Origin of the sequence: Paraburkholderia sejongensis (assembly GCF_020880815.1) — a bacterium.
Taxonomy (GTDB): Bacteria; Pseudomonadota; Gammaproteobacteria; order Burkholderiales; family Burkholderiaceae; genus Paraburkholderia; species Paraburkholderia sejongensis.
This window is the reverse complement of sequence record NZ_JAJITD010000001.1, coordinates 78,552-104,625: the sequence shown is the minus strand read 5'-3', so window position 1 is coordinate 104,625 and position 26,074 is coordinate 78,552. Positions and strand designations below refer to the sequence as shown.

Sequence of the window (26,074 nt, the reverse complement as noted above, 5' to 3'; positions counted from 1 at the left end):
CGCTTCGTCCATCGCCTCTTCCGTTTTTGGGACCTTCTATGAACTGGTTGTCGTTTTCCCACGGCGCAGCGCTGTGCGCGTCGCTGATCGTGACGATCGGCGCGCAGAACGCCTTCGTGCTGCGCCAGGGGATCATGCGCTCGCACGTCGGCAAGATCGTGCTGCTGTGCACGTTGTCGGATTTCATTCTGATCGGCGCGGGCGTCGGCGGCGCCGCGGTGCTGATGGAGCGTTTCCCGCGCTTCGTGCACGCGATGCTGTATGTCGGGCTCGCGTATCTCGCGTGGTTCGGGATCAACGCGCTGCGCCGCGCGGTGCGGCCCGGCCATGCGGTGCTCGACGGCGGCACGGCCAACGCTTCGGTGACTGCTTCGGCAAACCCGGCGCCGCCCGCGCAACGCGCGCTGCCGATCGTGCTGATGACGCTCGCGTTCACGTGGCTCAACCCGCACGTGTATCTGGATACGTTTCTGCTGATCGGCACGGCCGGCGCGAGAGAACCGCAAGGCGCGCGGGTCGCGTTCGCGCTCGGCGCGATGGCGGTGAGCGCGTTGTGGTTCGTCGGTCTCGGCTATGGCGCGCGCCTGCTCGCGCCGCTGTTTCGCCGCGCGAGCGCGTGGCGGGTGCTCGATGGCGCGATCGGCAGCATGGTATTGCTGCTGGCGGTCACGCAGTTTCGTTGAGGCCCTGCGCGACGTCCACCGCGACGTTCGGCGCGCCGCCCTCGCCCTCATCGCCGTCCGCCGGCAGCAGCGTCATCAGCCGCGCGAGCACCGGCCACTTCAGCAGCGCCTGCCGATAAGCGTCCTGCGCCTGCGCATCGAAATAGCGGCGCGGCTCGACTTCCGGCAAGCGCTGCGCGAGGCCGCTGATATCGTCGAGCGGCCAGCCGCCGCGCCCGTTGTCCTTCACCGCGTTGCCGGTCTTCATCACTTGCCGTCCACCCACACGCCGTCCGGCGTCTTCACCACGTAGCCGGACGCGGTTTTCATCGTCACCGTCCCCTCGTTTTCGCCGACCATCTGCGTTTGCGGCAGATTCGCCGCGTACTGCGACAGACTCGCGCCCGGCTTGAACGGACTGTTCGACACCAGGTTCGACAGCAGCTGCGCCACCGCCAGAAAGCTCGACGGATTGTCGATCACGGTGGTCGCGCCATGACTGCCCTGGAAGCCGACCACCCGCACGCCGACCGGCCCGTGCACGATGCGCGGAGTCGGAATTTCGCGCAGCCCCGCAACCTGGTTCGTATCGCCGCGCAGCGCCGCGCCGTGCTCGGGCACGAACACGATCACCGCGCGCCGCCCCGACGACGCGATCAGATCCGCGAAACGATCGAAGTCGCTCATCAGCCGGTTCACGCGCAGCGGGTACGAATCGATACTCGACAGATTGCTGTTCGGCAGCCGGTTGCCGTCGTGCAGGCTGATCGTGTTGTAGTACAGCGCGACCGGCCCGGCGACGTTGCTGCGCTGCGCGTACCACGCGGCCAGCGTTGCGTAGTCGTCACGGATCGGCGAGCCGTCGAACGCGTGCATCGCGACCGGCGCGGCGGTGTTCGCAATCAGCGGCACGTTCGGCACGCCGGCGTTGTCGTGGATCAGTTGCAGGAAGTTGTCGAAGTGGCCGTCGTGATTGAGCAGCGTCTGCGGCGTGTAGCCGGCCTGCGCGAGATCGGCGAGCAGGTAGCACTGCTGCGGCGCGTCTTTGTACAGGTCCGCGTGCGCCTGCTGACCGCAGCTCGCGCGCAGCACGCGGATCGCGGCCGGCCCGCTGTAGCTCGCGGCGGTGCTGAAGTTCGTGAACAGATAGTCGAAGTGGCTCAGCAGCGGATGATTGCGCGCCTTCGCGACGTCGAGGTCGTCCCACGACAGCGAGCAGATATGCAGCACGATCACGTCGAACTGCTGGTTCGCGTCGGCGGCGAGATGGCCGAAGCTGACCTGCCGTTGCGACTCCTGGGTACGGAACGCGGCGAGCGCCGCGTTATGGTCGAGCGGCTGCGCGGCCGGCGCATTCGCGCCGTTGCCGGCCGCGTTCGCGTTTGCGTTCCCGTTTGCCCTCGTGGCGCCGGCCGCCGCGCCGCGCAGTTGCGCGAGCACCGCCCCGCCCTCGTGCCACAGCGGAATCGCGACCAGCGCGATCAGCACGAAGGTCGCGACCCGCACCCAGCGATTGACGATCAGATAGCCGACCAGCACGCCGAGCGCGGCGAGCAGCAGCATCGGCGGCACGAAGCGCTGTGCGAGTTCGAGCCAGTAGCCGAAGCTGAAAGTGGTCAGATTGCCGAACTCCTCGGTCAGCCGCGAGAACGGCGGCACGTTCGCTTCGTGGTACATCAGCGGCACGCCGAGCGCGATACCGAGCAGGTTGCGCAAGATTCGCAGCGAGCGCCGCCGCAGCGTCGAGCTGGCGGCCAGCGCGAGCGCGAAGCCGAGATTGGCGAGCCACAGCGGTTGCAGATGGCCGCCCGCGAACAGGTACAGCTTGACGATGAAATACAGGTTCCACACAGTCATGACCAGGTTCTCTCAATGGCCGCGCCGCTGCACCGAGGTGCGGATGCGCGGGCGGCCTCAATAACGGGTGCGGTCGAGCGCGAGCAGCGCGGCGCCCGCGCGCGCGAGGCCGCCCCACAGCCGCGAATAGCCTTCGACGCCCAGCGCCAGCACTTCCTTCAAACCGCGCAGCGGCGCGTCCTCTTCGGTCTGCTCGTCCCAGTCGAGCCATGCGTCCGCGCGGCCGAACGTGCATTGCACGAGCTGGCGTTCCTGGTCGAGCGTGAGGCCGTCGAAACGCACACCCAGATGCCGGCCGACAAAACGGCTCACGTACACCGGGAAATGAAACTGGCGGTCGCCCCGGCTCAGGCACACGCCCAGGCTATCGCCGGGCGCGAGCTGCAAGCCCGGCTCGACGTCGAGACCCAGGCCCCCGGTCGAATAGTCGCTGGTCGTGCAAGCGACCGTGGTGCCGTCCGCGAGCAGCAGCGTCGCCGCCGCGCGCATCGCGATCCGGTGCGTGACGCGCACCTGCTTCGCCTCGCGCGCGACGCTCGCGGCCGCGCCGAGCATCACGAGGTTGTAGAGCGTCCAGAACACGTTCATCAGGATCGTCGGCGTCTCGCCGCCCTGCCCGAACGCGAGCCGGTACAGGCCGGCCAGCAGCGCGGCGGTATTGAGCCCGAGCAGCACCAGGTACGGCTTCGAGACCGACCAGTCGAAATAGTCCTGACCGATCTGCCCGCCTTTGTCGGTCACGTTGAACTTGCCGTGCTTCGGACTGAAGAACGCGATCGTGGTCGGCAGCGCGATGTACCACGCGAGCACCGATTCGTAGACCTCGGCCCAGAACGAGTGACGGTACTTGCCCTGCATCCGCGAATTGGCGATGTTCGCAAGCACGATGTAGGGCAGCACGAAGCCGGCGATGGTGGTCGCCGACGCGTTGATGAAGTACATCTGGAAGAACAGATAGGCCAGCGGCATCGTCAGGAACACGAGCCGCGGCACGCCGTAGAAGAAATGCAGCATCGCGTTGCCGTAGCACAGCCGCTGAAAGAAGCTCAGACCGCGGCCGAGGAACGGATTGTCGATGCGGAAAATCTGCGCCATGCCGCGCGCCCAGCGGGTGCGCTGCTTGATGTGGCTCGCGAGGCTTTCGGTCGCGAGGCCGGCCGCCTGCACGGTCGGCAGATACGCGGTGGTGTAGCCGCGCCGGTGCAGTTTGAGCGCGGTGTGCGCGTCCTCGGTGACGGTCTCGACCGCAACGCCGCCCACTTCCTCGAGCGCCGAGCGCTTCAGGATCGCGCACGAGCCGCAGAAGAACGCCGCGTTCCATAGATCGTTGCCGGACTGCACGAGGCCGTAGAACAGGTTGCCCTCGTTCGGCACGCGCCGGAACGTGCCGAGGTTGCGCTCGAACGGGTCCGGCGAAAAGAAGTGATGCGGGGTCTGCACCATCGCGCAACGCGGATCGCGCAGGAACGTGCCCATCGCGGTTTGCAGGAACGAGCGGGTCGGCACGTGATCGCAGTCGAAGATCGCGATGTACTCGCCGGCTGTTTTCGTCAGCGCGCGGTTGATGTTGCCGGCCTTCGCGTGGCGGTTGTCGTCGCGGGTCAGATAGTCGATCCCGCAAGCGGCGGCGAACTCGCGAAACTCGTCGCGATGACCGTCGTCGAGCAGATAGACGCGCAGCTTGCCGGCCGGCCAGTCGATCCCTTGCGCGGCGAACACGGTCGGCCGCACCACCGATAACGGTTCGTTGTACGTCGGAATATAGATATCGACGCTCGGCCAGCTCGCCGGATCGGCGGGCAGGCTCGCGACCGTGCGTTGCAGCGGCCACGCGGTCTGCACGAAACCGAGCAGCAGGATCAACCACGTGTACGCTTCGGCGCCGAACAGCAGATAGCCGAGCACCGCTTCGCCCGGCGACTGGAACGACAGCGTCTGGGTCATGCGCCACCACACGTAGCGGCCCATCGCGAGCAGCGCGAGCGTGATCAGGATCAGCGCCGGCATGCGGCCGGGCAAGCGCCGCACCAGCAACGCGATGACCACCAGTACTGCGAAGAAAGCGAACTGCCCGCCGGACTGCAGCGGCGCGGTGCCGATCAGGCTCCACGACGCGGCGCCGGCGAGCAGCAGCAGCGGCAGCAGCCAGCGCACATGGCCGACGCGCCCGCTGACGGTTTCGAGCCGCTCGCCCCAGCGTTGCCACGGCAGGCTGTCCAGCAGCGCGTCGAAGCGGCGCCGCACGCGGCGGCCGCACAGCCACAGCGGCACCAGCCAGCGATCGACCCACGCGAACAGCGCGCGCACCCTCGGCGCGACGCGCTCGGCCGGCGCCCGCGGCGCGCGCACGAACGCGCGCCACAGCCACGCACGCAGCCGCTGCGGTTCGAGCACACCCCATTGCAGCGCGAAATGCAGCACCGCCGCGCGCAGCCAGCGGCGCGCGTAATCGGGACGGCCCGGCGCGGGCGGCTGGAAAAACAGCCGCACCAGCCAGTCGTGCGGCGTGCGCGGCGCGGCCACACCGAGGCCGCGCGCGAGCCAGTCGAGCAGGCGTTCGCGCCAGCCGCGCGCAGGTGCGGCGCTCATGACGACGGGTCCTCGCGGCGCGGCGCCATGGCCGGGCCGGCGAGCGGTGCATCGTGTCGTGCATCGAGCGATGCTTCCAGCCACGCATCGAGCCAATTCGCGAGCCCTTGCAGATCGTGCGACGCCTGCGAATGCGGCGCGTCGTCGAACAGCCACGTGCCGCGCGCGAACGACTCCGGCATCGCGACGTCCAGATGCACGCGCTGCGCGAGCGGCAGGCCGTCGCCGAGCGCGGCGCCGAGCATCGCGAGCACGTCGCGTTGCATGTCGCGGGCCGGATGCAGACGGTTCACGACGATGCGCAGATTCGCGCACGCGGCGCGCAGTGCGGCGAGCCGCGCGACCAGCGTCGTGCACGCGACCGGTTCGGGCGGCGTCACGCACAGCGCGAGGTCCGCGCAGCGCAGCGCGTGCTCGGCCTGCTGCGACGGATAGCGCGCGGTGTCGAGCAGCACCACGCCGTCCTCGGGCAGATCGAGTTCGGCGAGCGCGTCGCCGAGCCAGCGCGGCTCGGCGGCAAGGCGCGCATCGCAATGCGTGCTGTCCGCGACCGACACCTGTCCGTACGGCACGAACAGCACACCGTCCGCGTTGCGCCACGTCGACGCGTGCCACGCGGTGCCCGCATCGAGCAGCGCCTGGGCGAGGCCGGTGGTCGGCAGCGCGTCGATGCCCAGTTGCGCGCCGAGCAGGTTCTGCGGATCGAAGTCGAGCGCGACGACCTGGCGGCCGCGGCGCGCGAGCAGGACCGCGAGCGCGGCGGTGAGCGTGGTGCGGCCGGTGCCGCCCGCGGTGGAGACGAGCGCGATGGCTTTCATCGGCGCTCCCCGCTATCGGCGGCCGCTGCGGGGCCGGCGTCCGCGCTCGGCAACAGACGCGCGTGCAGCGCGACCGCTTCGATCTCGCAGCGCACCGCGTCGCGCGGATCGAAGCCGCGCATCGCCGCGAGCGCGCGCCGCGAACCGGCGCGCTGCCAGACGATCCATACCGGCAGCGCGAGCAACAGGCCGGTCGCGAAACACATCAGAAGCCATTCGATCATGTGCCGCTCCTCGCGCGTACCGGCATCGCGCAGCGTTGCGCGCGCCGGCGCGCGGGTGTGGGGGTGGGGGTGGGGGTGGGTGCCGCTGGCGATTGAGCGGTGGCGGCCGCACGGGCGGCGGCGTCGGCCGCGCTCGTGCCATCGGCTGCGTGCGCTCCATCGGGCGCGCTAGTGCCATCGGTCGCGCCGCTTCGATCGCCCGCGACAGCGATTCGCGTTGGTTCGCTGTGCCAGGCACCCGGCGTCCGCGACGCAGCGTGGCCGCCCGAATCGTCGTGGTGAAGTTGCGCGCGCGCATCGACCAGCGCCGCCTCGACCTGCGCCAACTGGTCGGCGGCGAGCCGCGCCGCGTGCGGCGAACTCGCCTGCACAGCCGCCGCCGGCCCCGCGGCCGGCGCGGCGAACAGATCGCTGTAATCGGCAATCCGCGTGCGCCGGTTCAGCGCCTCCAGCGCGTCCAGCTCGGCGCCGATGCGCTGCTCCGGCAGATGCACGAGCGTCGCCGCGAGCTGCGCGACCGGCACCTCGACGATGCGCGCGAGCGCGGCGTCCGCATCGGCGAGCCGGCACGCGAACAGGAACACGTACAGGTGCGATGCGTCGGCGGTCAGCACGTCGCCCGCGCGGCGCGGCACGCAGTGCCGCAGCGCGTCGACGTGCGCGGTTTGCGGCAGCAGCGTGAGCTTGACCAGCACATGCGGCAACTGCAACGCGGCGCTGCGTTCGAGCACGCTGCGCACCTGTTCGCAGAACGCGCCGGCCGGCAGATAGCCGCGCACGTCGTCGCTCAGCGCGGCGCTCAACGCGCTGCGATAGTCGGCGACCAGCGCGCGTGTATAGAGCTGTCCCTGCAACGATTGCAGCAGCGACTGCAGCCGCGAGAACGGCAGATCGCGGCCGAGCACGAGGTTCACGCCGAGCGTCAGCACCAGCAGTTCGTATTGATGGCGCAGCACTTCGCCGCGCTCGGCGACCACGATTTTCAGCGCGCGGCCGGCCCGGCGGCGCAGCGCGTGGATCGTCGCGCACAGCGCTTCGAGCTGCGCGCCGCCCGCGTAATCGAGCACCACGGTCGCCGCCTGCGCATCGGCGCACGCGGTCAGCACCGCGGCGTGATCGGCGTACACCTCCCACTGCGGCGGCAGCCACGCTTCGTGGCCGCGCACCACCGCGCGGCTCACCACCACGCGCTGTTCGTCGCGCGCGAGCAGGCCGTCGCCGCGCGCGGCGAGCGCGGCCGGGGTGTCGGCGGCGACGCTCAGGCGGCCGCCTTCGGTAAAGCGCAGCGCGCGCACTTCGCCGGTCACCAGCGTGCGATCCGCGCGCCAGAAGTCCGCGTGCCACAGCAGTTCGCCGTGCGTCGACTCCATCCGCGCGACGCCCGCGCAGGCCGCGTGGAAAGCGTTGCGGCTGGCGTGCCCGGCGGCGCTGTGCAACGCGCCGCACGGGGACGATCCGGCCTCGTCACCGGCGGCCTCGCTGTCGACGCCGAGCAGCAGCACCATCGTGATGCGGCGCGCCGCGCACCAGTTCGCCAGCATGCGGCCTTCGTGCGCGAGCGCGGCCGCGTCGTCCCAGTCGAACCAGCGCTCCGCGCCTTCGATGAAATACAGCGCGCGGGCGCGCAAGCCGAAACGCTTGAGCGCGCGCAAGCCGCCGAACAGTCGGGCGAGCGGCGCGACGCGCCCGGCCGGCAGCGCGCTGGCCGGATCACCGGCGGTGTGCGGCTGGCCGCCGCCGGGCCCCGGCTCATCCGCGAGCCGATGCGCATCGCCCTCGCCCGGCGCGTGCGCGTCGGTCAGCGGCGGCATCGCCAGCACGTTCAGATTGCGCGGCCAGCCCGCGGCCGGCGCGCCGCTGCCGAAGCCTAGCTCGCGCAGTCGCGCGGCGACCGCCGCGCGCTCGCGCGCGAGCACCACCGTCACGTCGCGCGTGCGCGCGGCGCGCGCGCTGTCCCACAGCAGCGCATCGGTGCCCGGCGTGCGCGGCGCCGCGTAGATCGCGTAGAGCTTGCCCGTTTCGAGCGCCGCCCATTCGGCGGGCAATGCCTCGATCGCGAGCCGGCCCGCGCGCGCCGCGGCGCGTTGCGCGCCGGCTCGCCCGAACGCGCGCAAGAGCCGGCGGCCGAGCGCGAGGACCGACGGACCAGGTTCGGCTGGGCTGGAAGCGGTGTTCACGGGTGCTGTCCCTCGTCTGATGGCATCGCGGTTCAATAGCTCGAATAAAGTCGCACCGGCTGCGGCGACAGACGGTAGTCCTGCTTGCGCGAATCGAACGTGTAGCGCAGATAGACGAGCCCCGCGCTCGGTGCATAGTCGTGCGAACGATCGATGCTGAACTGCGCGCCCATCTGCAGATGCGGATTGAAGCGGTACTCGACGCTGCCGGCCACGCCGTACGAAAACGCGACGCCGCGCGTCGAGCCGCCCTCGTACGGACCGATCGCGGGCGCGCCGTTCAGCGACGGCGACGACGGCAAGCCGATCGGGTAGTACGGCGAGCTTTTCTCATACGAGTTCGACACGCCCAGCGTCGCGCTCAGATCCCACTTCAGCGCGCCGCGCCGGCCGATCCATTCGAGCGGCACACCGAGCGACAGATAGCGTTGCGGGCTGTAATAGCCGCCCTGCCCGTACGAATAGAAACGCAGATTGTTCGTGTAGTGCCACGCGTTGCCGACGAGGCCGGTGCTCACCTGGGTGCTCACCTGGCTATTCGCGCGCCGCCAGACCGGCAGCGAGAAACCGCTGCGCAGCGTGAGTTCCTGATTGCTGGCGACGTTGCGCCCGGTCAGCTCGGCCAGACCCAGTTCGGCGAACAGGTTGAGCGTGCCGACATCGACCGATGCGCGCTGGTCGATGCCGTCGCGGCGCACGCCGCCCCACACGATGCCGGTCACCGGATCCTGCATACCCGCGTAGGACAGCTGACTACTGGTGACCGGGCGGCGCGAGCCGCTCACCGAGAAGCTCGCCGGGCCGAGATCGAACCGATAGCGCACGCCGCCGACCAGGTAATGCACCGGAAAACCGAGCGGCGTCGTGCCGGCATCGACGCGCCATGCGTCGGACGTATAGCCGGCGCCGAGCGCGACGCCGGTGACCGGGCGCGGCAGATACGGCGATTTCGCGAGCTGCGCGAGACGATCGTCTAGCGACGCGCCCGGCAGCACCACGCCGTTCGGCAACGTGACCGGCGCCGCGAGCTTGCGGTCGGCCGCGCCGATCGTGCCGAAGCCGTCCAGCGCGGACTGATTGGCGGCGCTCAGGTCGAGCTTGCCCGGATCGAGCCGCACGGTATCGATGTGCGCGAAAAAATGGCCGTCGTAGCGGTACGGAATCTGCACGTACACCGGCACCTGCCAGGCGCTCAGCCGCGAGATGCCGGCATCGCCCGATTTGTACGCGGGCAGCCAGCCGGTTTCGAGCAGCGGATTGCGGCGCTGTTCGAGATCGGCGAGCGCCGCCTGCGCGGGCGTGCCGTCCGGGCCCGCGCCGACGCCGCTCGCGCGTTCCTGCGCAAGCGAGAGCCGGTACAGCGACACCGCGTCCTCGTAGTGACCGAGGTCTGCCGCGATGCGGCCGCTTTGCACGGTCACGTCCGCGCGCGCCGGATACGCGACGCGCAACGCCGCGGTGACCTGCTGCGCGTCGCGCGGCTGGTTCAGCGCGGCGAGCCGGCGCGCGGCGGCGAGGCGCGTATCGATGTCGTCGGGCGCGGCGTTCTCGAGCACGTCGTGCACGACCCGCAGCGCGGCGCGCCGCTCGCCGTCCTGCTCCAGCACGCGGGCGAGCGCCAGTCGCGCGTCGGCATCGTCCGGCTGCGCGGCGAGCAGCGGCGCGAGCGTCGCGCGCGCGGCCGCATAGTCGCCTTGCGCGCGCTGCAGATCGGCAAGTTCGAGCGTGTAGCGTCGGTCGCGCCGCCCCGCCGCGCTGACCGTCGCGAGCCGTTGCCGCGCTGCTTCGAAATCCTCACGATCGAGCGCCGCGTCGGTCTCGCGCAACGCGGCGCGCAGCGCCTGGTCTTCGAGCCGCGCGGTTTGCGCGGCGTCCAGTTTGAGCGTGCGGTCGTCGCGCAACTGTTGCAGCCACGCGGTTAGTTCGTCATCGCGGCGCGCGCTGCCGAGCAGGTCGCCGTAACGCAGCCGCAGGTCGACGTCGGTCTGGGCCTCGCGCGGATGCGCGGCGAGCCAGTCGCCGAGCAACGCGAGACCGCGGTCGGGCTCGCCCGCGTCGATCCACTGCGCGCCGACCGCGGCGAGCAGATTCGGATCGTCGCCGGCGAGCGTGCGCGCATCGTCGAGCGCGCGCGCGGTGGCCTCGCGATCGTCGCGCGCGAATGCGGCGCGCGCGTCGGCGAGCCGCTGCTGCGTGTGCAGATTGCGTTCGAGCGCGCGCATGCCGTCGCTGCGGTCCGGCTCGGCAATCAGCGCGAGCACCGCTTGCGCGCCGCCGACGTCGTCGAGCGAATTGCGATACAGCGCGCTCGCGTAGCGCATTTGCGGCGAGCCCGACAGCGCGAGACCTTCGTCCATCACGGCGCGGCCGAGTTGCGGCAATCCGAGATCGCGGTACAGACGCGCGAGCGCGAAACGGGTCCACGGCGCGTCAGGCTCGCTGCGCAGCGCCGCTTCGTAACGCTGCGCGGCCGGCCCGCGCGCGCCGTCGGCGAGCAGTTGATCCGCCTGTTTCGCGAGCAGATCGGCGCGCAGCTGCGCGACGCTCGCGCGAGCGTCGGCCGTCGTAAAGCGGCTTTGCAGCGCGTCGAGCAACGGTTCGATCTGCGCGGCGCGGCCGGTGTTTTCGAACAGCGTCTGGGTGCTGCGCAGCGCCGCGAGGTTCGGTTCGCGCGCGTTCAGCAGTTTGCGCAGCAGCGGTTCGGCCGCGGGCCAGTCGTGTTGCGCGAGCAGCGCGTCGGCGAGCATCAGCTGCGCGTCCGCGTTGTCAGGCTGCTGCGCGAGCGCGGCGCGCGCGGCCCGCTCGGCATCCTGCGCGCGCCCCGCGGCGGCGGCCTCGCGACCCTGCGCGAGCGTGCCCCAGAACTGCGCGGTGCGCGCGAGGCCTTCCCATTTGCCGCGATTGTCGGGCGCGAGCGCGGCCGCGCGCAGAAACAGCGCGCGCGCTTCGTCGTGCCGGCCCGCCCGCATCCGCGCGAGACCGAGACCGCCGAGCGCTTGCGCATCGTCGGGGCGCGCTTGGGCCGCACGCGCGAGCAGCGTCTCGGCGGCGGCCAGATCGTTGTGCGCGAGCGCCTGCAAGCCGCGCTGCTGCGCGATGTAGTCGGGGTTGCGTTCGAGTTGCCGCTGCGCTTCGAGCTGTGCTTCGAGCACGCCGACGCGCTCGCGAAATTCGCTGTCGTCCGGCACCAGCTGCAAATACGCGCGCAGCGCGGCCAGATACGCGGGATCCGCGCCCGCCGATTGCAGCACGTGACGCCATGTGTCGAGCGACGCGCCGCGGTCGGAGTCGGGCCGGGTCGCCAGATTCCACGCGATGCGGTTCGCCTCGGCGCGCGTATCGGCGCGCGCGTTCAGCAGATTGGCGAGCACCAGCGCCGCGTCGAGGTCGCCCGGATCGGCGGCGACGCGCCGATGCAGCGCGGCCAACGCCTGCGCGCGGCCATCGGGGGTACCGGCGAGGATCTGGTAGTACTCGGCGCCGAGCGAGCCGGATGGCGCGCCGTGCGGAAACAGCCGTTGCAGACGGCGCACCGCTTCGGCGGACTGGCCGCTGCGCGCGAGCAGGCGCACGGTGGCCAGCTCTTCGCGGCCGTTGGTGGCGACCCGGAATTCGTCGTCGATCTGTTGGGTCGCGGCGTTGTCGGGCGCTTTGGCGCGCAGCTTCGCGAGCGTCGCCTGAGCGGCCTGCGCACGGCCGAGACGCAACTGGATGCGCGCCTGCCCGGCGAGCAACGCGGGGTCGGCCGGCGCGACCAGCAGCGCCTTGTCGATCGCCTGCAGCGCGAGGTCGTCGCGATGTTTGGTCGACCACATCCGCGCGGTCGCGAGCAGGCGCTGCGCGGCGGGATCGGCCGGCGGCGGGAAATCCGCTGCGGCGCTGACGCGAGCGGCTGTGGCTGGCGAGCCGGCGACCCCCGCCGGTCGCGTCACCGCCGCCGCGCGGATTGCTTCGGGCTCCCTGGTATCGGCGCGCGCGCGGGCGCTCACCGCCACCGGCACCGCCACGACAGCCGCCAGCACGCCGAGTCGCGCCGCGCGTCTCATTGCAACGCGACGCGACACGGCGTGCTCCACTGCGCAGCGAGCGTGCCGTCGACGGCGAACCGATAGCGGCCTTCGCGCCAGCCGAGCGCGAACAGGCTCAGCACGCTGGTGTAATAACCGGCCGCGCCATCGCGATCGAGTTGCGCGGCGCGGGCGAGCTGCGCATCGGCGAGTGCGCGCTGACCGCGCGCGTCGAGCAGCGGCACGGCCGCCGCCGAGAAACCGGCGTTGCCCATGTTCGCGCCGGCCTCGCCATTGCTCGTATCGACCTTTTCCGGCGGCGCGCCGTGCGCGGCGATAAAACTCGCGAACGGCGCATAGTGCGCGAGCAGCGTCGCCGCGAGCGGATCGCGGCGGTCCAGCATGCCGGCCCACAGATACACGCGAATCGCGTTATACGCGCTCTCCGCATGGGTCTGCGGATCGGGCGCGAAGCCGCGATGCGCGCGATACAGCGCCCAGTCCGGCGCGAAGCCGCGCGGCGCGGTATCGACCAGCACGCGGCTCGCGCTCGCGAGCAGACGCGGCCAGCGCGCATCGTCGGGCAGCCGCGTCGCGAGCCCGCGCAGCACCTGCGGCGGCGTATAGCTCGGATTCACGCGCCACAGATCGACGTCCGGATGAAACCCGGCAGGTCCGGGCAGCAGCGTCAGACCGAGACCCGGCATGCTGGCCGTTTCCTCGTCGAGCACGCGGCGCGCGAGCACCGCGCCGCGCGCGGTGTAGCTGCGCTCGTGCCAAGCGTGGCCCGCTTCGAGCAGCGCATAGGCAATCCACAGATCGGCATCCGACGACGCGTTGCTGTCGAGCACCGCAAAGCGGTTGTCGGCGTCGCGGCCCCACAGCCATGCGGGCAGGTGCGCGGTCAGATCGCCGCGCGCGAGATGCTGTTCGGTCCATTGCAGGATCGTGTCGAAGGCCGCGCGATCGTTCGCGACGAGCGCGAAGAACAACGCGTATGACTGGCCTTCGGACACGGTGCGCTCGTCGGCCGAACCGACGTCGATCACGCGGCCGTCGGCGGAGATGAAGTCGCGTTTGAACTGCTGCCAGCGGGGCCATTCGGCGGCGCCGCAGGTGGCGGTGGTTGCGGTAGGCGTGGCGGTCGCGGCGATTGCAGTGGTTACAGCGCCGGTGGCCACGGCCGGCGCGGCGGATGCCGACCCGCTCGCCGCGAAAGTCAACGCGACTGCGCCCACAACGGCCGATACGAACGTTTCTGCCGCAGCCAACGCGCGTGCCCCCACGCGCCACACCCCCGCTCGCGCCGCCACTCGCAGCCCGTCCTTCCCGAACCTCATCACTCACACTCCCCGGCGCCGCGCGGCGAGTTCCTGCAACGCGGTGAATGCACCGATCGCGAGCAGCAGCCCGGCGAACGCGCCGAGTACGCCGAGCAGCACCGGATGCTGGATCGCCTTGCTCCACAGCCGCGCATACCACGGCACATAGCCGACCACGTAGGTATCGCCGACCCGCATGCTGTCGAGCCGGCCATCGCGCAGCAGCGCGAGGTCGCCTTGCAGTTGCGCGACGCGCTCGGGCTTTTCGAGCATGTCGAGCAGTTGCGGCAGATGCTGCTGATCGGTCGCGGTCAGCGCGACCACGCTGCGGCCCTTGCTGCCCGGCAATTCGAAGCCCATCAGCGCGGCGAGCGGGCCGTCGCGTTCGATTCGCGCGCCGCCGTCCGCCAGCCGCGCGCCGTTGCGCCATTGCGCGTCGACCGCGAACGACGCGCGCGCGAGCCCACCCTGTCCACCCGGTCCGCCCGGTCCACCCTGCCCATCCGCGCGCTGCGCATCGCCGGCGATGCTCAACGGCAACGCACGCGGCCAGTGCGCGAGCCACGGCGCCGAACCGTTGCCGCCGATCACCAGCAGATCCTTGCCGCCGAGCTGCGCGATCTCGCCCGGCCGCGCGATCTGTACCCGCAGCGCCGGATAGCCGGTCCACTGCCCCATGTGGCCGAGCATCGTCAGCAGGCTTTCGAGTTCCTGCGGCGCCGGGTGCTCGGGAATCACGATCGCGGTCTGCGCCAGATCGGCATAGCGCGTGAACGGAAAACCGCTGTTCGCGAAGAACGCCAGGTTCGGCATCCGCGCGAAATGCACGAAGCTCGAAAAGTCGATCGTCGAATCGGGATCGACCGCCGCCTGCACCGGGTTCGACGCGACGCCCTGGCACAGCCCGGTACGCTGCGAATCGAGATTGAAGCGCAACTGCAGCTGGTTCGAGCTGCCGACCCGGAACGCCGGAATATCGAGCGCATTGCTGCTGCGCGTGCTGGCGTTCGACAGCACCGGCAATTGCAGACGGCCCTGGGCATCGTCGGCGCTGGCGAGCGCGAGGCGATACGACTTCACCAGTTGATCGTTGATCTGCACCGCGAGCGCCGAGTTGTTCTGCACGGTCGGCGCGGTGTAGCGGTACTTCAGCTTCAGCGGCACACCGGTGCCGTTCCACGAATACAGATCGGCGGGCACTCGCAGGTTCAGGCGGATCGCGTCGGGCGAGCTGCCGCGCACCTGCAGTTGCGCCGGATCGTCGATCAACTCCCTGAACGCGACCGGCCGGTCGACCGGCAACCAGCGCGGCGCATCGTACGGCTGGCGCGGCGCGCCGGCACTGACGCGCGCGAGCTGCACCGCCGGGCCGGCGAGCGCGGTCGTGCCGAGCACCAGCGCGGTACTGGCCGCGTCGACTTCGGCGTCGTCGCGGCCGGTCACGATCAGCAGCTTGCGGCCGGGCGCCAGCGGATTGTCGGCGATCATCAGCAGCGGGCCATTGACCGGCGGCAGCGTAAGTCCCGCCGGCAACTGCGCGGCACGCGCGACCACGACCGCGTGCGCGTCGGTCGGCAAGGTCGCGAGCGCCGGGAAGCGCGCCTGACGGTAGTCGGCCTGCGCGCCGAACCACGACGCGAGCACGCCGGCGCTGCGCAGCGTCGCGTTGCCGGCGCCCGCCGGCAGCACGAACGGCAGACGCAGCCGCGCCGCGTCGCGGCGATCGAAAAACGGCGCGGGCAGCAGCGCGAGATCGTCCGGCAAGCGGATCGGCGCGGTGTCGAGAATGAATTCGCTCGACGGACTTACGTCCGCCCACAACGCCGAGTTTTCCGGCTCCTCGCAATGATCGAGCGAGTAATGCGCGATCAGGCGCAGGCCGATCTGGTTGTAGTCGGTCAGGAAACGCGGATCGAGCACGATGTCCTGGGTCACGAGCTGGCCCGCGTGCTCGCGGTCGAACGGCACGGTCGCGACCACCTCGTTGTTGACCGACACCTTCAGATGCGACAGCCCGAATACCAGCGCCGGCGAATACGTGTAGCGCAGACGCAGCCGCGCGGCGGTGACCACGCGGTCGAGCCGCACGCCGAGATTGACGGTGCGGGCGTCCTCGACGCCGCGCAGCGCGAGCGGCTGATAGGCGCCGAGCGTCGCGAAGGAGAGCTGAGTGGTGGTTGCGCCCGGCGCGGCTGGGGCGGTGGCGGCGGGCGTTGGCGTCGCTGTGGCTGCGGCTGCGACTGCGGGCATGGGCGCGGGCGTGGCTGCGGCTGCGGGCGCGGGCGTCGCAGCACGTGCCGCCGTACCGGACAAGGCCGCGCGCTCGACGGACGCGGCAGCGGACGGCGCCGCGCCCGCGGCGCAGGCGCCCGACAGGCCCGCCAGCGCGGCCAGCGAAACGCACAATGACACAACTGGTTTCATGAACAGCTCAGCTTGTTGAAGCTCGACCGTGCGCGTCCCGATCCGCTCGGGTGCGATGCGTAGCCGGTCTGCCGCGCAAGCGCGCGAAGTGGAAAACGGGGGCCGCAGGTGTGATGAACACTCGCCTTCTCGTATTACGGAGAATCCGGCGAAAACTTGAGTGGGGGACGGCCGGCGGGCGACGCCGGCGCGAGGACGATACCGGGCAGCAGATCAACCGGTGATGCGCTCAGTCATCTTTCCGAAGCCGGCGGGCCAAGCCACGGGGCTTGTCTCGCGTCTGGTGGGACGGCTCGTCGGCGGGCGCCACGATATCACGATTCGCTGCTTGATTTGCTACTTGAACGGTAATTTGCAACACTTTGGGCTCCTGTTCGCGTCAAATGCCGCAAAAATTGCCGACTTCCGGCTTTACTGGTCTTTTACCCAGCGTCCGATCATGTGCAAAAAGCCCGCTTCTTCCGTGTCTTCGGCCGCGCCGCCCGACTCTGTGACTAACGTCGCCGCGCCCGCGAAACGCAGTGGTCCGCTGCGCGCAGTATTCGCGCTGCGTCATTCGTGGGATGGCTTCATCGCGACATTGCGCGCGGAAAGCGCGTTTCGTCAGGAAGCGGCGCTCGCCGCGCTGCTCGTGCCGCTCGCGCTGTGGATGCCGGTGGACCCGATCGCGCGCGTGTTGCTGATCGCGTCGGTGCTGCTGGTGCTGCTGGTGGAATTGCTCAATTCGGCGCTCGAGGCCACCGTCGACCGGATTTCACTCGAACGGCACGATCTGTCGAAGCGCGCGAAAGACTGCGGCAGCGCGGCGGTCACGCTGGCGCTGCTGATCTGTGCGTTGACGTGGGGCGTGCTGGCTGCGCCGCTCGCGTATCACTGGCTGCGCGGCTGACGGCTGCAAGCTGACCAGCGGGCACTGTTACGGTATCCGTACGAATTTTGCGCGATGGTTGTGCGTGCATCGATATGCAGGAACCGCATCGATAGGCACGCGCGTTTCACCCGAAGATTGCGATCACGCGGCGCGGCGGCGAGCGCGCTGCCCGTGGGCACAGCTATTGCTGAATCCCCGTTACGCCGGCATCTCACCCCGCGACGACGCTCGACGTCGGCAACGGGTCGCCGTTCCAACGTCATTTCAACAATCCATCGGTGGAGGCACCATGCTTCGATACGCTGTGATTTTCTTCATCATCGCCATCATCGCCGCGGTGTTCGGCTTTGGCGGCATCGCCGCGGGCGCGACCGAAATCGCCAAGATTCTGTTCTTCATCTTCCTCGTGATCTTCCTCGTCACCTTGCTGATGGGCGTGATTCGACGCTGACGGTTGCAGACAGCGTTTTCGTAGTCCCAGGCCCGAGCTGTTGCAATAGTTGCCGCGCCGTCTTGCAATTGTTGCCGCCCCGCTAGCCTTCCTGTATGTCCATGCCGCCGCTCACGTATGCGCCTTCCCGGTTTCCGACGAGGACGCATAGGTGATCGGCGGCATCGTTTTGACGGCTCTCGTTTTGGCTGCTCTCGCGGCGGCGATGCTTCGTGATCCAGATCATCGCGGCCGGCACAGTCACGGAATGTTCTCCGCCTCGTACAGCCGCCGCCCTCCCGCATCCTTGCTGCCGAGAATCGGCTCGTAGTCGATCGGCCACTCGATGCCGATGTCGGGATCGGACCACAGCAGGCAGCGCTCGAGTTCGGGAAACCAGTACTCGGTGGTTTTCCAGACCACCTCCGCGACCTCCGACAGCACCACGAAGCCATGCGCGAAACCGGGCGGCACCCAGATCTGCCGCTGGTTCGCGTCGCTCAGCAACTCGCCGCACCACTTGCCGAAGTGCGGCGAATGCAGGCGCACGTCGACCGCGACGTCGAACACCTCGCCGCGCACCACGCGCAGCAGCCGCCCCTGCGGACGTTGCACCTGGTAATGCAGACCGCGCAGCACGCCGCGCACCGCGCGTTGATGTCGATCCTGGACGAAATTGAATCCCGCCGCGACCTCGTCGGCGAATTCGTCCGCGCTAAAGCTCTCGTAGCAGAAGCCGTATTCGTCGGCGAACACTTCCGGCTCGACGAGCTTGACCTCCGGCAATGCCGTCGCAATGACCCTGTTGCCCATCGCCTGTACTCGCAAAAAGGCTGGCCAGCGTGACGGCCGCTAACGCGCCGCGCTTCGAAACGAAGCGCATACCGGCGCGAATGCGACCGCATCTGAAAACCGGAGCGTACGGGCAAGCGCCCGTTCGCATGACGCTATGCGCTCATGCTACGCCTCGCTGGCCGCCCGGCTGCGGGCACGATATTCGGTTGGCGACAGGGCCATGCGCTTGCGGAAGATTTTGGCAAGACGATCGCCATTGCCGGTACCGCTGCGACGGGCGATCTTGTCGACCGGCAATTCGGTCTCGGTGAGAAAGTTACACGCGATGCGTAGCCGCACCTGCAACAGGTAGTCCGACGGCGTGACCTGCATCTCGTGCTTGAAGCGGCGCAGGAAATTGCGCTCGCTCATCGCCGCGACCTGCGCGGCGTCGGCGACCGACACCGGCCGGTCGCAGTTCGCCTCCATCCAGCGCGCGGCCGCGCGGATCTTCTCGGCGACACTGAGCGTGCCGCCCTCGGCCGGCAACGGCACCCACGTCGCCGCCATCCCGGGCATCACGCGATCGGCGACGCTGCGCGCGAGTTCCGCGCCCAGATCGCGCTTGATGAACATCAGCGCGCTGCGCGCGCAGTCGTTGCGATCGGCGGCCGCGCCGAATGCGCCCTCCGGGGTAGCGGCGGCGCCGACCGGGTAGCGCGTCAGCATGCCGTCATGCTCGCTCGGGCCGGCCGCCTCCAGTACGCTGCGGCCCTCGCCGATCGCCTCGATCGCGCGGGTGCGCGCCTGCACCGCGCGCAACCAGCCGAGCAGACGTTCGTCGCGCGCGGCCGCACGCGCGCCATAGCCGCCGGCGATGAACAGCACGTCGAAGCCGGCGCCGAAGCGCGGATCGATCCGTTCGGTCCAGATGCGCGCCGACGACGAACTCGCGACATTGCCGCCGTCCATCGACAGAAACTGCACTTCGTAAGGAGGATCCTCGCCGGCGCGGGTGCCCGCGAGTTCATTGGCGCTCTGGAACATCTCGACCACGGTGCCCGGCCCCAGCAGCCAGAAGCCGTCGAACAGCACAATGCCGATTCGCCGCGCCGCAGCACGGACAGTGGGGGCCGGCGAATGAAGCCACGTAATTCTCGCTGAATCAAGGTGCATTTGCGGCATGATCTTTCCCCAAACGTACATACGTTGCGGAGCCCGATGGCCCTATAGCCAGGCGGAACGAGAGAATGAATTAATCAACAGAAGCCGTGGCGAGCGCCACTTAAAGGATTAAGCGTGATGTTAGCGGATGCGCCCGCTTTAGTAAATTCAAAACGCACAATTAATGAAAGGACAATGTCTGACGAAAACCCGCAATTGAGCGTTCGATATCAGCATGCGCGTCGGTCCGCCACACAACCCGCGCAGGCCCCGCCCGGGTTGCGCCGAGCGCACATCGGCGCGTTGATTCAGCGCTGGCTCGCCGGCGTCATGCGACTTGCCGATAATGCGAAGCCCGCGTGATTCGCCGATCCGCTGCTGCTTTTGATCGGGCTTCAAAAATGTTTCAAACGTGAAAAGCGGAAAATTGCAAATAATGCAAGTCATTCCGCCCTTTATTCGCAAAGCGGGAATTTATCGGCTTCATGATCCGGTCATTTTGACCTGATTAACAAAAGGCACCAATTAATATCAAAATGCTGATTTAGCGAATGACAAAAAAGGTTTCATTTCTGAAACATCGATGGGCTTTTCGTATGATTTAAAAATACGCGGCGCGCGGAGTTCGTTTTGCCCGCGGCAAGACCGAACGCAGTGCAGCAATCTGGCGCTCCAGTGACGCGAAATGTCGGGCCGTTGTTGCAACCGACGCGGTTGCAACAACGGCCCGATAGAACGGCCAGGGAGGCCGCGGCGGCCCCCGGCGACTCAACTCAACCGTTGGTCCCTTCCCCGGCCAGCGACTCAACGGTGGCCGTACGCGCGAGCACCGGCCGCAAAGCCGCGCCGGTGTGGCTCGCGGCGACCCGCGACAGGCTATCGGGATCGGTCGCCGCGACGATCGTGCCGCCGCCCACGCCGCCTTCCGGTCCGAGATCGATCACCCAGTCCGCCTCGGCAATCACGTCGAGATCGTGCTCGATCACGATCACGCTGTGACCGCCGTCGGCCAACCGATGCAGCACGCGGATCAGCTTCGCGACGTCGGCCATATGCAGGCCGACCGTCGGCTCGTCGAGCACGTACAGCGTGTGCGGCGGTTTCTGGCCGCGCCGCGTAATGTCGTCGCGCACCTTGCTCAATTCGGTGACCAGCTTGATCCGCTGCGCCTCGCCGCCCGACAGCGTCGGCGACGGCTGGCCGAGCGTCAAATAACCGAGCCCGACGTCCTTCATCAGTTGCAGCGGATGACCGATGTTGGTGATCGACGCGAAGAACTCGACCGCTTCGTCAATTTCCATCGTCAGCACGTCGCCGATGTTCTTGCCGCGCCACGTGACCGCGAGCGTCTCCGGATTGAAGCGCTGGCCGTGGCAGACGTCGCACGGCACCTTCACGTCGGGCAGGAAGCTCATGCCAATCGTGCGCACGCCCTGGCCCTCGCAGGCCGGGCAGCGGCCCTCGCCGGTATTGAACGAGAAGCGCGACGCGGTATAGCCGCGCGCGCGGGCTTCCAGCGTGCCCGCGAACAGCTTGCGGATCGCATCCCACACGCCGATGTAGGTGGCCGGACACGAGCGCGGCGTCTTGCCGATCGGCGTCTGATCGACTTCGAGCACGCGGTCGATGCTCTCCCACCCGCTGATCGACTCACAGCCTTGCCAGTTGTGGGTGACGTTCAACGGCGCGCGCGGCGCGCTGCGCGCGAGCACGCTCGAGCGCCGGTTGGCGGCCGGCTTTTCTTCAGCCGCCGCGCGCGCACGGCGGGTGGCCGGCGACGACAGCACCGAGCGGCCGACCGCGTCGAGCAGGTTCGTCATCAGCACGTCGCGCGCGAGCGTCGACTTGCCCGAACCGCTGACGCCGGTGACCGCGACCAGTCGCCCGAGCGGAATGCCGACCGTCACGTCGCGCAGGTTGTGCAGCTTGCCGCCGTGCACGGTCAGCCAGTTCTCCGGCACCGCGGCAGTACGCTTGCCGGCCGGCACGACCTCGCGACGCGCTTGCAGCGGATGCACGATCGGCTGTGCGAGGAAGCGTCCGGTCAGCGAGTCGGGCTGCGCGGACAGGTCCGCGACGCTGCCCTGCGCGATCAGCGAGCCGCCGCGCTTGCCGGCGCCCGGGCCGATATCGATGATGTGATCGGCGCGCCGGATCGTGTCCTCGTCGTGTTCGACGACGACCAGCGTGTTGCCCTTGTCGCCGAGCTTGCGCAGCGCGTTCAGCAGGATCTGGTTGTCGCGCGGATGCAGGCCGATGGTCGGCTCGTCGAGCATGTAGCACACGCCTTGAAGATTGCTACCGAGTTGCGCGGCCAGCCGGATGCGCTGCGCCTCGCCGCCCGACAGACTCGGCGCCGCGCGATCGAGGCTCAGATAGCCGAGCCCGACTTCTTCGAGAAATTGCAGCCGGCTGCCGATTTCGCTGACCACGTCGCGGGCGATTTCGGCGTCGCGGCCGGTCATCTCCAGCGTGTCGATCCACGCGCGGGTGTCGGACACGGTCCATTGCGCGACGTCGGTGATCGCCTGGGTGTCGAACGTGACCGCGCGCGCGACCGGATTCAGCCGCGTGCCGCCGCAATCGCCGCACGGCTCGTCGACCAGCCCTTCCGGTTCCTGCTCTTCCGACGGCAGGCTTTGTTCGCGGCCGCGATTGTCGTCGGCGGCGATCGTGTCGTCGTACGCGGCGCGCTGCTCGCGGGTCAGCGCGAGGCCGGTGCCGACGCAGCTCGTGCACCAGCCGTGCTTGCTGTTGTACGAGAACATGCGCGGATCGAGTTCCGGATAGCTGGTGCCGCACTCCGGACACGCGCGCTTGGTGGACAGCACCTTCACCGCGCCGAGCTGCGTGGTGGAGTGGCCGTTGTTGATTGCCGCGTGCAGGCCGTCGAGCGGCGCGAGCAGATGCATCACGCCCTTGCCGGCGTCGAGCGTCTGTTCGAGCGCCGCGCGCAGTTCGGCCTCGTGATCCGCCGAGATCACCAGATCGGCGACCGGCAGCTCAATGGTGTGTTCGCGGAAGCGGTCGAGCTTCGGCCACGGATCGACCGGCACGAACTCGCCGTCCACCCGCAGATGGGTATTGCCGCGCGCCTTCGCCCACTTCGCGAGATCCGTATAGACGCCCTTGCGATTGACGACCAGCGGCGCGAGGAAGCCGACGTGCTGGCCCTTGTGATCGCGCAGCAACTGCGCGGCGATCGACTCGGCGCTTTGCGACGTGACCGGCGTGCCGTCGTGCACGCAATGCTGCAAGCCGAGCTTCACATACAGCAGGCGCAGGAAGTGCCACACCTCCGAGGTGGTCGCGACGGTACTCTTGCGGCCGCCGCGCGAGAGCCGCTGCTCGATCGCGACGGTCGGCGGAATGCCGTACACCGCGTCGACTTCGGGACGGCCGGCCGGCTGCACGATCGAGCGCGCGTACGCGTTCAGCGATTCGAGGTAACGGCGCTGCCCTTCGTGGAACAGGATGTCGAACGCGAGCGTCGATTTGCCGGAGCCCGATACGCCGGTGATCACGTTGAACTTGCCGTGCGGGATATCGACGTCGAGCGCCTTCAGGTTGTGCTCGCGCGCATTGACGATGCGCACCACGTCCTCGCCTTCGATCGCGCGCCGCGCGCGCGCCGCGCTGAGCGCCTTTTGCAGCGGGATGCCGTGCAGCGTGGTGTCGTCGCCGAACGCGCCGGCGCCGTCGCGCGCGGCGCTCAGCGCCGCCATCGCGCGGTCGTACTGGACCAGTGCCTCGCCGGTATGCGAGCCGGCGCAGGCTTTGACCTCGTCCGGGGTGCCCGCGCACAGCACGAGACCGCCGCCGTCGCCGCCTTCGGGACCGAGATCGATCAGCCAGTCGGCCGCGCGGATCACGTCGAGATTGTGTTCGATCACGATCAGCGAATGACCGCTCGCGAGCAGTTTGCCGAACGCCTGCATCAGTTTCGCGATGTCGTCGAAATGCAGGCCCGTGGTCGGTTCGTCGAACATGAACAGGCGCTTGGGCAGCGCCTGCTTCGCGCCGCGCGGGCTGCGCGCCTGCGCCGATTCGGCGAGAAAGCCGGCCAGCTTCAGACGCTGCGCCTCGCCGCCCGACAGTGTGGGCACCGGCTGGCCGAGCTTCACATATTCGAGGCCGACGTCGACGATCGGCTGCAGCACCCGCAATACTTCGGCGTCCTGCGCGAAGTACGCGGCGGCCTCGCTGACGGTCAGTTCCAGCACGTCGGCAATCGAAAGCCCACGCGCCGGCGTGCCGCGCTCGATCTTCACTTCGAGCAGTTCCGCGCGATAGCGGCGGCCGTCGCAATCCGGGCAGCGCAGGTACACGTCGCTGAGGAACTGCATTTCGATGTGTTCGAAGCCCGAGCCGCCGCAGGTCGGGCAACGGCCGTCGCCCGAGTTGAAGCTGAACATGCCGGCGCTATAGCCGCGCTGCTGCGCGAGCGGCGCCTTTGCGAACAGCTTGCGGATTTCGTCGAACGCGCCGACGTAGCTGGCCGGATTCGAGCGCGCGGTCTTGCCGATCGGCGACTGGTCGACGAACACCACGTCCGTCACCTGCTCCGCGCCGCGCAGGCTGCGGTACGCGCCCGGCGACTCGGTGGCGAGGCCGAAGTGGCGCGCCATCGCCGGATACAGCACGTCCTGCAGCAACGTGGATTTGCCGGACCCCGACACGCCGGTCACGCAGACCAGCCGCTGCAACGGAATTTCGACCGTCACGTCGCGCAGATTGTGTTCGGTCGCGCCTTCGAGCACGATGCGCGGCGTGTCCGCATCGACCGCGCGACGCGACCAGTGCGCGGCATCGGCGACATGGCGGCGGCCGCCGAGGTACTCGCCGGTCAGCGTGCCGGAGTCGCGAATCGCGCCCGGCGCGCCGTCGAAGATGATCGAGCCGCCGCGCTCGCCCGGACCGGGGCCCATATCGATCAGCCGGTCCGCCGCCAGCATCACCGACGGATCGTGTTCGACCACCACCAGCGTATTGCCAGCGTCGCGCAGCCGGTGCATTGCTTCGACGATCCGGTTCAGGTCGCGCGGATGCAGCCCGATGCTCGGCTCGTCGAGCACGAACAGCGTCTTGGTCAGCGAGGTGCCGAGCGCGGTGGTCAGGTTGATCCGCTGCACTTCGCCGCCCGACAGCGTGCGGCTCTGACGGTCCAGCGTCAGATAGCCGAGGCCAACGTCGCACAGATATTTGACGCGCGTGCGCACTTCGGCGAGCAGCAGTTTCAGCGCGTCGTCGAGCAATGCGCTCGGCAGCGTGATGTCGTCGAAGAAGCGGCGGATCCGCTCGATCGGCAGCAGCATCAGGTCGTGCACGGTCAGACCCGGCAGCGCTTCGAGCTGCGCGCGCTGCCATTGCACGCCGCGCGGCATGAAGCGCTGCGCGGGCGCGAGGACTTCGTCCGCGTTCGCCTTGCTGCCCAGCCGCCACAGCAGCGATTCGGTCTTCAGGCGCGCGCCGCCGCAGGTTTCGCACGGCGTGTAGCTGCGGTACTTCGACAGCAGCACGCGGATATGCATCTTGTACGCCTTCGATTCCAGATACTCGAAGAAGCGCCGCACGCCGTACCAATGCGTTTGCCACTTGCCGTTCCAGTCCGGCGAGCCATTGATCACCCAGTCGCGTTCGCGCTCGCTCAGCTGTCCCCACGGCGTGTCGCGGCGGATGTCGGCCTTGGCCGCGTAGCGCATCAGGTCGTCCTGACATTCCTTCCACGCGGGCGTCTGCATCGGCTTGATTGCGCCTTCGCGCAGCGTCTTGCGCGCGTCCGGAATCACGAGGCCGAGGTCGACGCCGATCACGCGGCCAAAGCCGCGGCACACGTCGCAGGCGCCGTAGGCCGAGTTGAAGGAGAACAGCGCCGGCTGTGGGTCCGCGTAACGCAGATCGCTGTCGGGGCTGTGCAGGCCGGTGGAGAAGCGCCAGATGCGCGGTTCGGCGTCAGGCGCCTGCGGCTCGTCCGACGCGGCCGGCAGCACGTAGATGTTGACGCGCCCGCCGCCGCGCTTGAGCGACGCCTCGATCGCTTCGACCGCGCGGGCCTTGTCGACCGAACCCAGGCGGAAGCGGTCGGCGACCACGTCGAGCAACTTGCGCTTGCCGGTCGCCGATTCGACTTCGCGCTGCGCCTGCACGCGCGTGTAGCCGCTCGCCGACAGCCATTGCTCGACTTCCTGCTCGGAGGCCGACTCGGGCAGCTCGACCGGGAACGTGACGACGAGGCGCGGCTCGTCCTGCGCGGTGCGCTCCAGCAGTTCCGCGTAGATCGTCTCGGGGGTGTCGTGCCGCACCGGGTGCGCGCTCTGGCGGTCGAACAGCTCGGCCGCGCGCGCGTACAGCAGCTTCAGATGGTCGTTCAGCTCGGTCATCGTGCCGACCGTGGAGCGCGAACTGCGCACCGGGTTGGTCTGGTCGATCGCGATGGCCGGCGGCACGCCGTCGACCCGGTCCACCTGCGGCCGGTCCATCCGGTCGAGGAACTGGCGCGCGTACGCGCTGAAGGTTTCGACGTAGCGGCGCTGGCCTTCCGCGTACAGCGTGTCGAACACGAGGCTCGATTTGCCGGACCCGGACGGCCCGGTGACGACCGTCATTTCGCCGGTGCGCACGTCGAGGTCGACGTTTTTCAGGTTGTGCTGGCGCGCGCCGCGGATGCGGATCGTGCCTTTCGGAGTGCGGCTGGCCTCGCCAGCGGGGGTGTCACGGGTAGCGTCGTTCGAGGACAATTTTTCCGACCGTCTGAA

16 protein-coding genes are annotated in these 26,074 nt (G+C 69.1%); 3 read left to right on the top strand and 13 right to left on the bottom strand.

What is annotated here, in order from left to right:
* The first annotated feature begins 38 nt into the window (after positions 1-38).
* Entirely contained in the window at positions 39-683 is a 645-nt protein-coding gene (locus LJ656_RS00405) for a LysE/ArgO family amino acid transporter (protein ID WP_230507252.1), read from the top strand.
* On the opposite strand, the gene LJ656_RS00400 is transcribed toward LJ656_RS00405, so the two are convergent.
* The 9 genes from LJ656_RS00400 to bcsB are packed head-to-tail and all read right to left on the bottom strand — an operon-like array spanning position 667 to position 16,080.
* Complete coding sequence (locus tag LJ656_RS00400; RefSeq protein WP_230507251.1) at positions 667-930, bottom strand: hypothetical protein; 264 nt, start codon at positions 928-930, stop codon at positions 667-669. The genes LJ656_RS00405 and LJ656_RS00400 overlap by 17 nt on opposite strands.
* On the bottom strand, positions 930-2,519 hold the full coding sequence (gene bcsG, locus LJ656_RS00395; RefSeq protein WP_230507250.1) for a cellulose biosynthesis protein BcsG: 1,590 nt from the start codon (positions 2,517-2,519) through the stop codon (positions 930-932). The genes LJ656_RS00400 and bcsG overlap by 1 nt, the downstream gene beginning before the upstream one ends.
* A gap of 57 nt (positions 2,520-2,576) precedes the next feature.
* Positions 2,577-5,108 carry a UDP-forming cellulose synthase catalytic subunit gene (bcsA, locus tag LJ656_RS00390; protein ID WP_230507249.1) on the bottom strand — a complete coding sequence of 844 codons (2,532 nt, stop codon included), beginning with the start codon at positions 5,106-5,108 and terminating at the stop codon, positions 2,577-2,579.
* Positions 5,105-5,926 (bottom strand): cellulose biosynthesis protein BcsQ, encoded by an 822-nt coding sequence (bcsQ, locus tag LJ656_RS00385; RefSeq protein WP_230507248.1) that lies wholly within the window; start codon positions 5,924-5,926, stop codon positions 5,105-5,107. The genes bcsA and bcsQ overlap by 4 nt, the downstream gene beginning before the upstream one ends.
* Entirely contained in the window at positions 5,923-6,150 is a 228-nt protein-coding gene (locus LJ656_RS00380; protein ID WP_230507247.1) for a hypothetical protein, read from the bottom strand. The genes bcsQ and LJ656_RS00380 overlap by 4 nt, the downstream gene beginning before the upstream one ends.
* Positions 6,147-8,327 (bottom strand): cellulose biosynthesis protein BcsE, encoded by a 2,181-nt coding sequence (gene bcsE / locus LJ656_RS00375; RefSeq protein ID WP_425605885.1) that lies wholly within the window; start codon positions 8,325-8,327, stop codon positions 6,147-6,149. Before bcsE ends, LJ656_RS00380 begins: the two co-directional genes overlap by 4 nt.
* Positions 8,328-8,359: 32 nt before the next feature.
* Entirely contained in the window at positions 8,360-12,391 is a 4,032-nt protein-coding gene (locus LJ656_RS00370; RefSeq protein ID WP_230507245.1) for a cellulose synthase subunit BcsC-related outer membrane protein, read from the bottom strand.
* Complete coding sequence (bcsZ, locus tag LJ656_RS00365) at positions 12,370-13,674, bottom strand: cellulose synthase complex periplasmic endoglucanase BcsZ (RefSeq protein WP_230507243.1); 1,305 nt, start codon at positions 13,672-13,674, stop codon at positions 12,370-12,372. Before bcsZ ends, LJ656_RS00370 begins: the two co-directional genes overlap by 22 nt.
* Before the next feature lie 3 nt (positions 13,675-13,677).
* Positions 13,678-16,080, bottom strand: a complete 2,403-nt coding sequence (bcsB, locus tag LJ656_RS00360) for a cellulose biosynthesis cyclic di-GMP-binding regulatory protein BcsB (protein WP_230507241.1) — start codon at positions 16,078-16,080, stop codon at positions 13,678-13,680.
* A gap of 439 nt (positions 16,081-16,519) precedes the next feature.
* Here bcsB and LJ656_RS00355 point away from each other — a divergent pair, with 439 nt between their 5' ends.
* Complete coding sequence (locus LJ656_RS00355; RefSeq protein ID WP_230507239.1) at positions 16,520-16,969, top strand: diacylglycerol kinase; 450 nt, start codon at positions 16,520-16,522, stop codon at positions 16,967-16,969.
* A 271-nt stretch (positions 16,970-17,240) separates the two neighbouring features.
* Positions 17,241-17,402: a DUF1328 domain-containing protein gene (locus tag LJ656_RS00350; protein ID WP_075296833.1), complete on the top strand. Its 162-nt coding sequence runs from the start codon at positions 17,241-17,243 to the stop codon at positions 17,400-17,402.
* Between the two features lie 240 nt (positions 17,403-17,642).
* Here LJ656_RS00350 and rfbC read toward each other — a convergent pair whose 3' ends face one another.
* From rfbC to uvrA, 4 genes are all read right to left on the bottom strand, one after another.
* Positions 17,643-18,194, bottom strand: coding sequence for a dTDP-4-dehydrorhamnose 3,5-epimerase (gene rfbC, locus LJ656_RS00345; protein ID WP_230507237.1), 552 nt, complete (start codon positions 18,192-18,194; stop codon positions 17,643-17,645).
* A gap of 147 nt (positions 18,195-18,341) precedes the next feature.
* Positions 18,342-19,340 carry a GlxA family transcriptional regulator gene (locus LJ656_RS00340; protein ID WP_230507236.1) on the bottom strand — a complete coding sequence of 333 codons (999 nt, stop codon included), beginning with the start codon at positions 19,338-19,340 and terminating at the stop codon, positions 18,342-18,344.
* A gap of 147 nt (positions 19,341-19,487) precedes the next feature.
* Positions 19,488-19,766, bottom strand: a complete 279-nt coding sequence (locus LJ656_RS00335) for a hypothetical protein (RefSeq protein ID WP_230507235.1) — start codon at positions 19,764-19,766, stop codon at positions 19,488-19,490.
* Positions 19,767-20,092: 326 nt separating this feature from the next.
* Complete coding sequence (gene uvrA / locus LJ656_RS00330; protein WP_230507234.1) at positions 20,093-26,056, bottom strand: excinuclease ABC subunit UvrA; 5,964 nt, start codon at positions 26,054-26,056, stop codon at positions 20,093-20,095.
* Between the last annotated feature and the right edge of the window lie 18 nt (positions 26,057-26,074).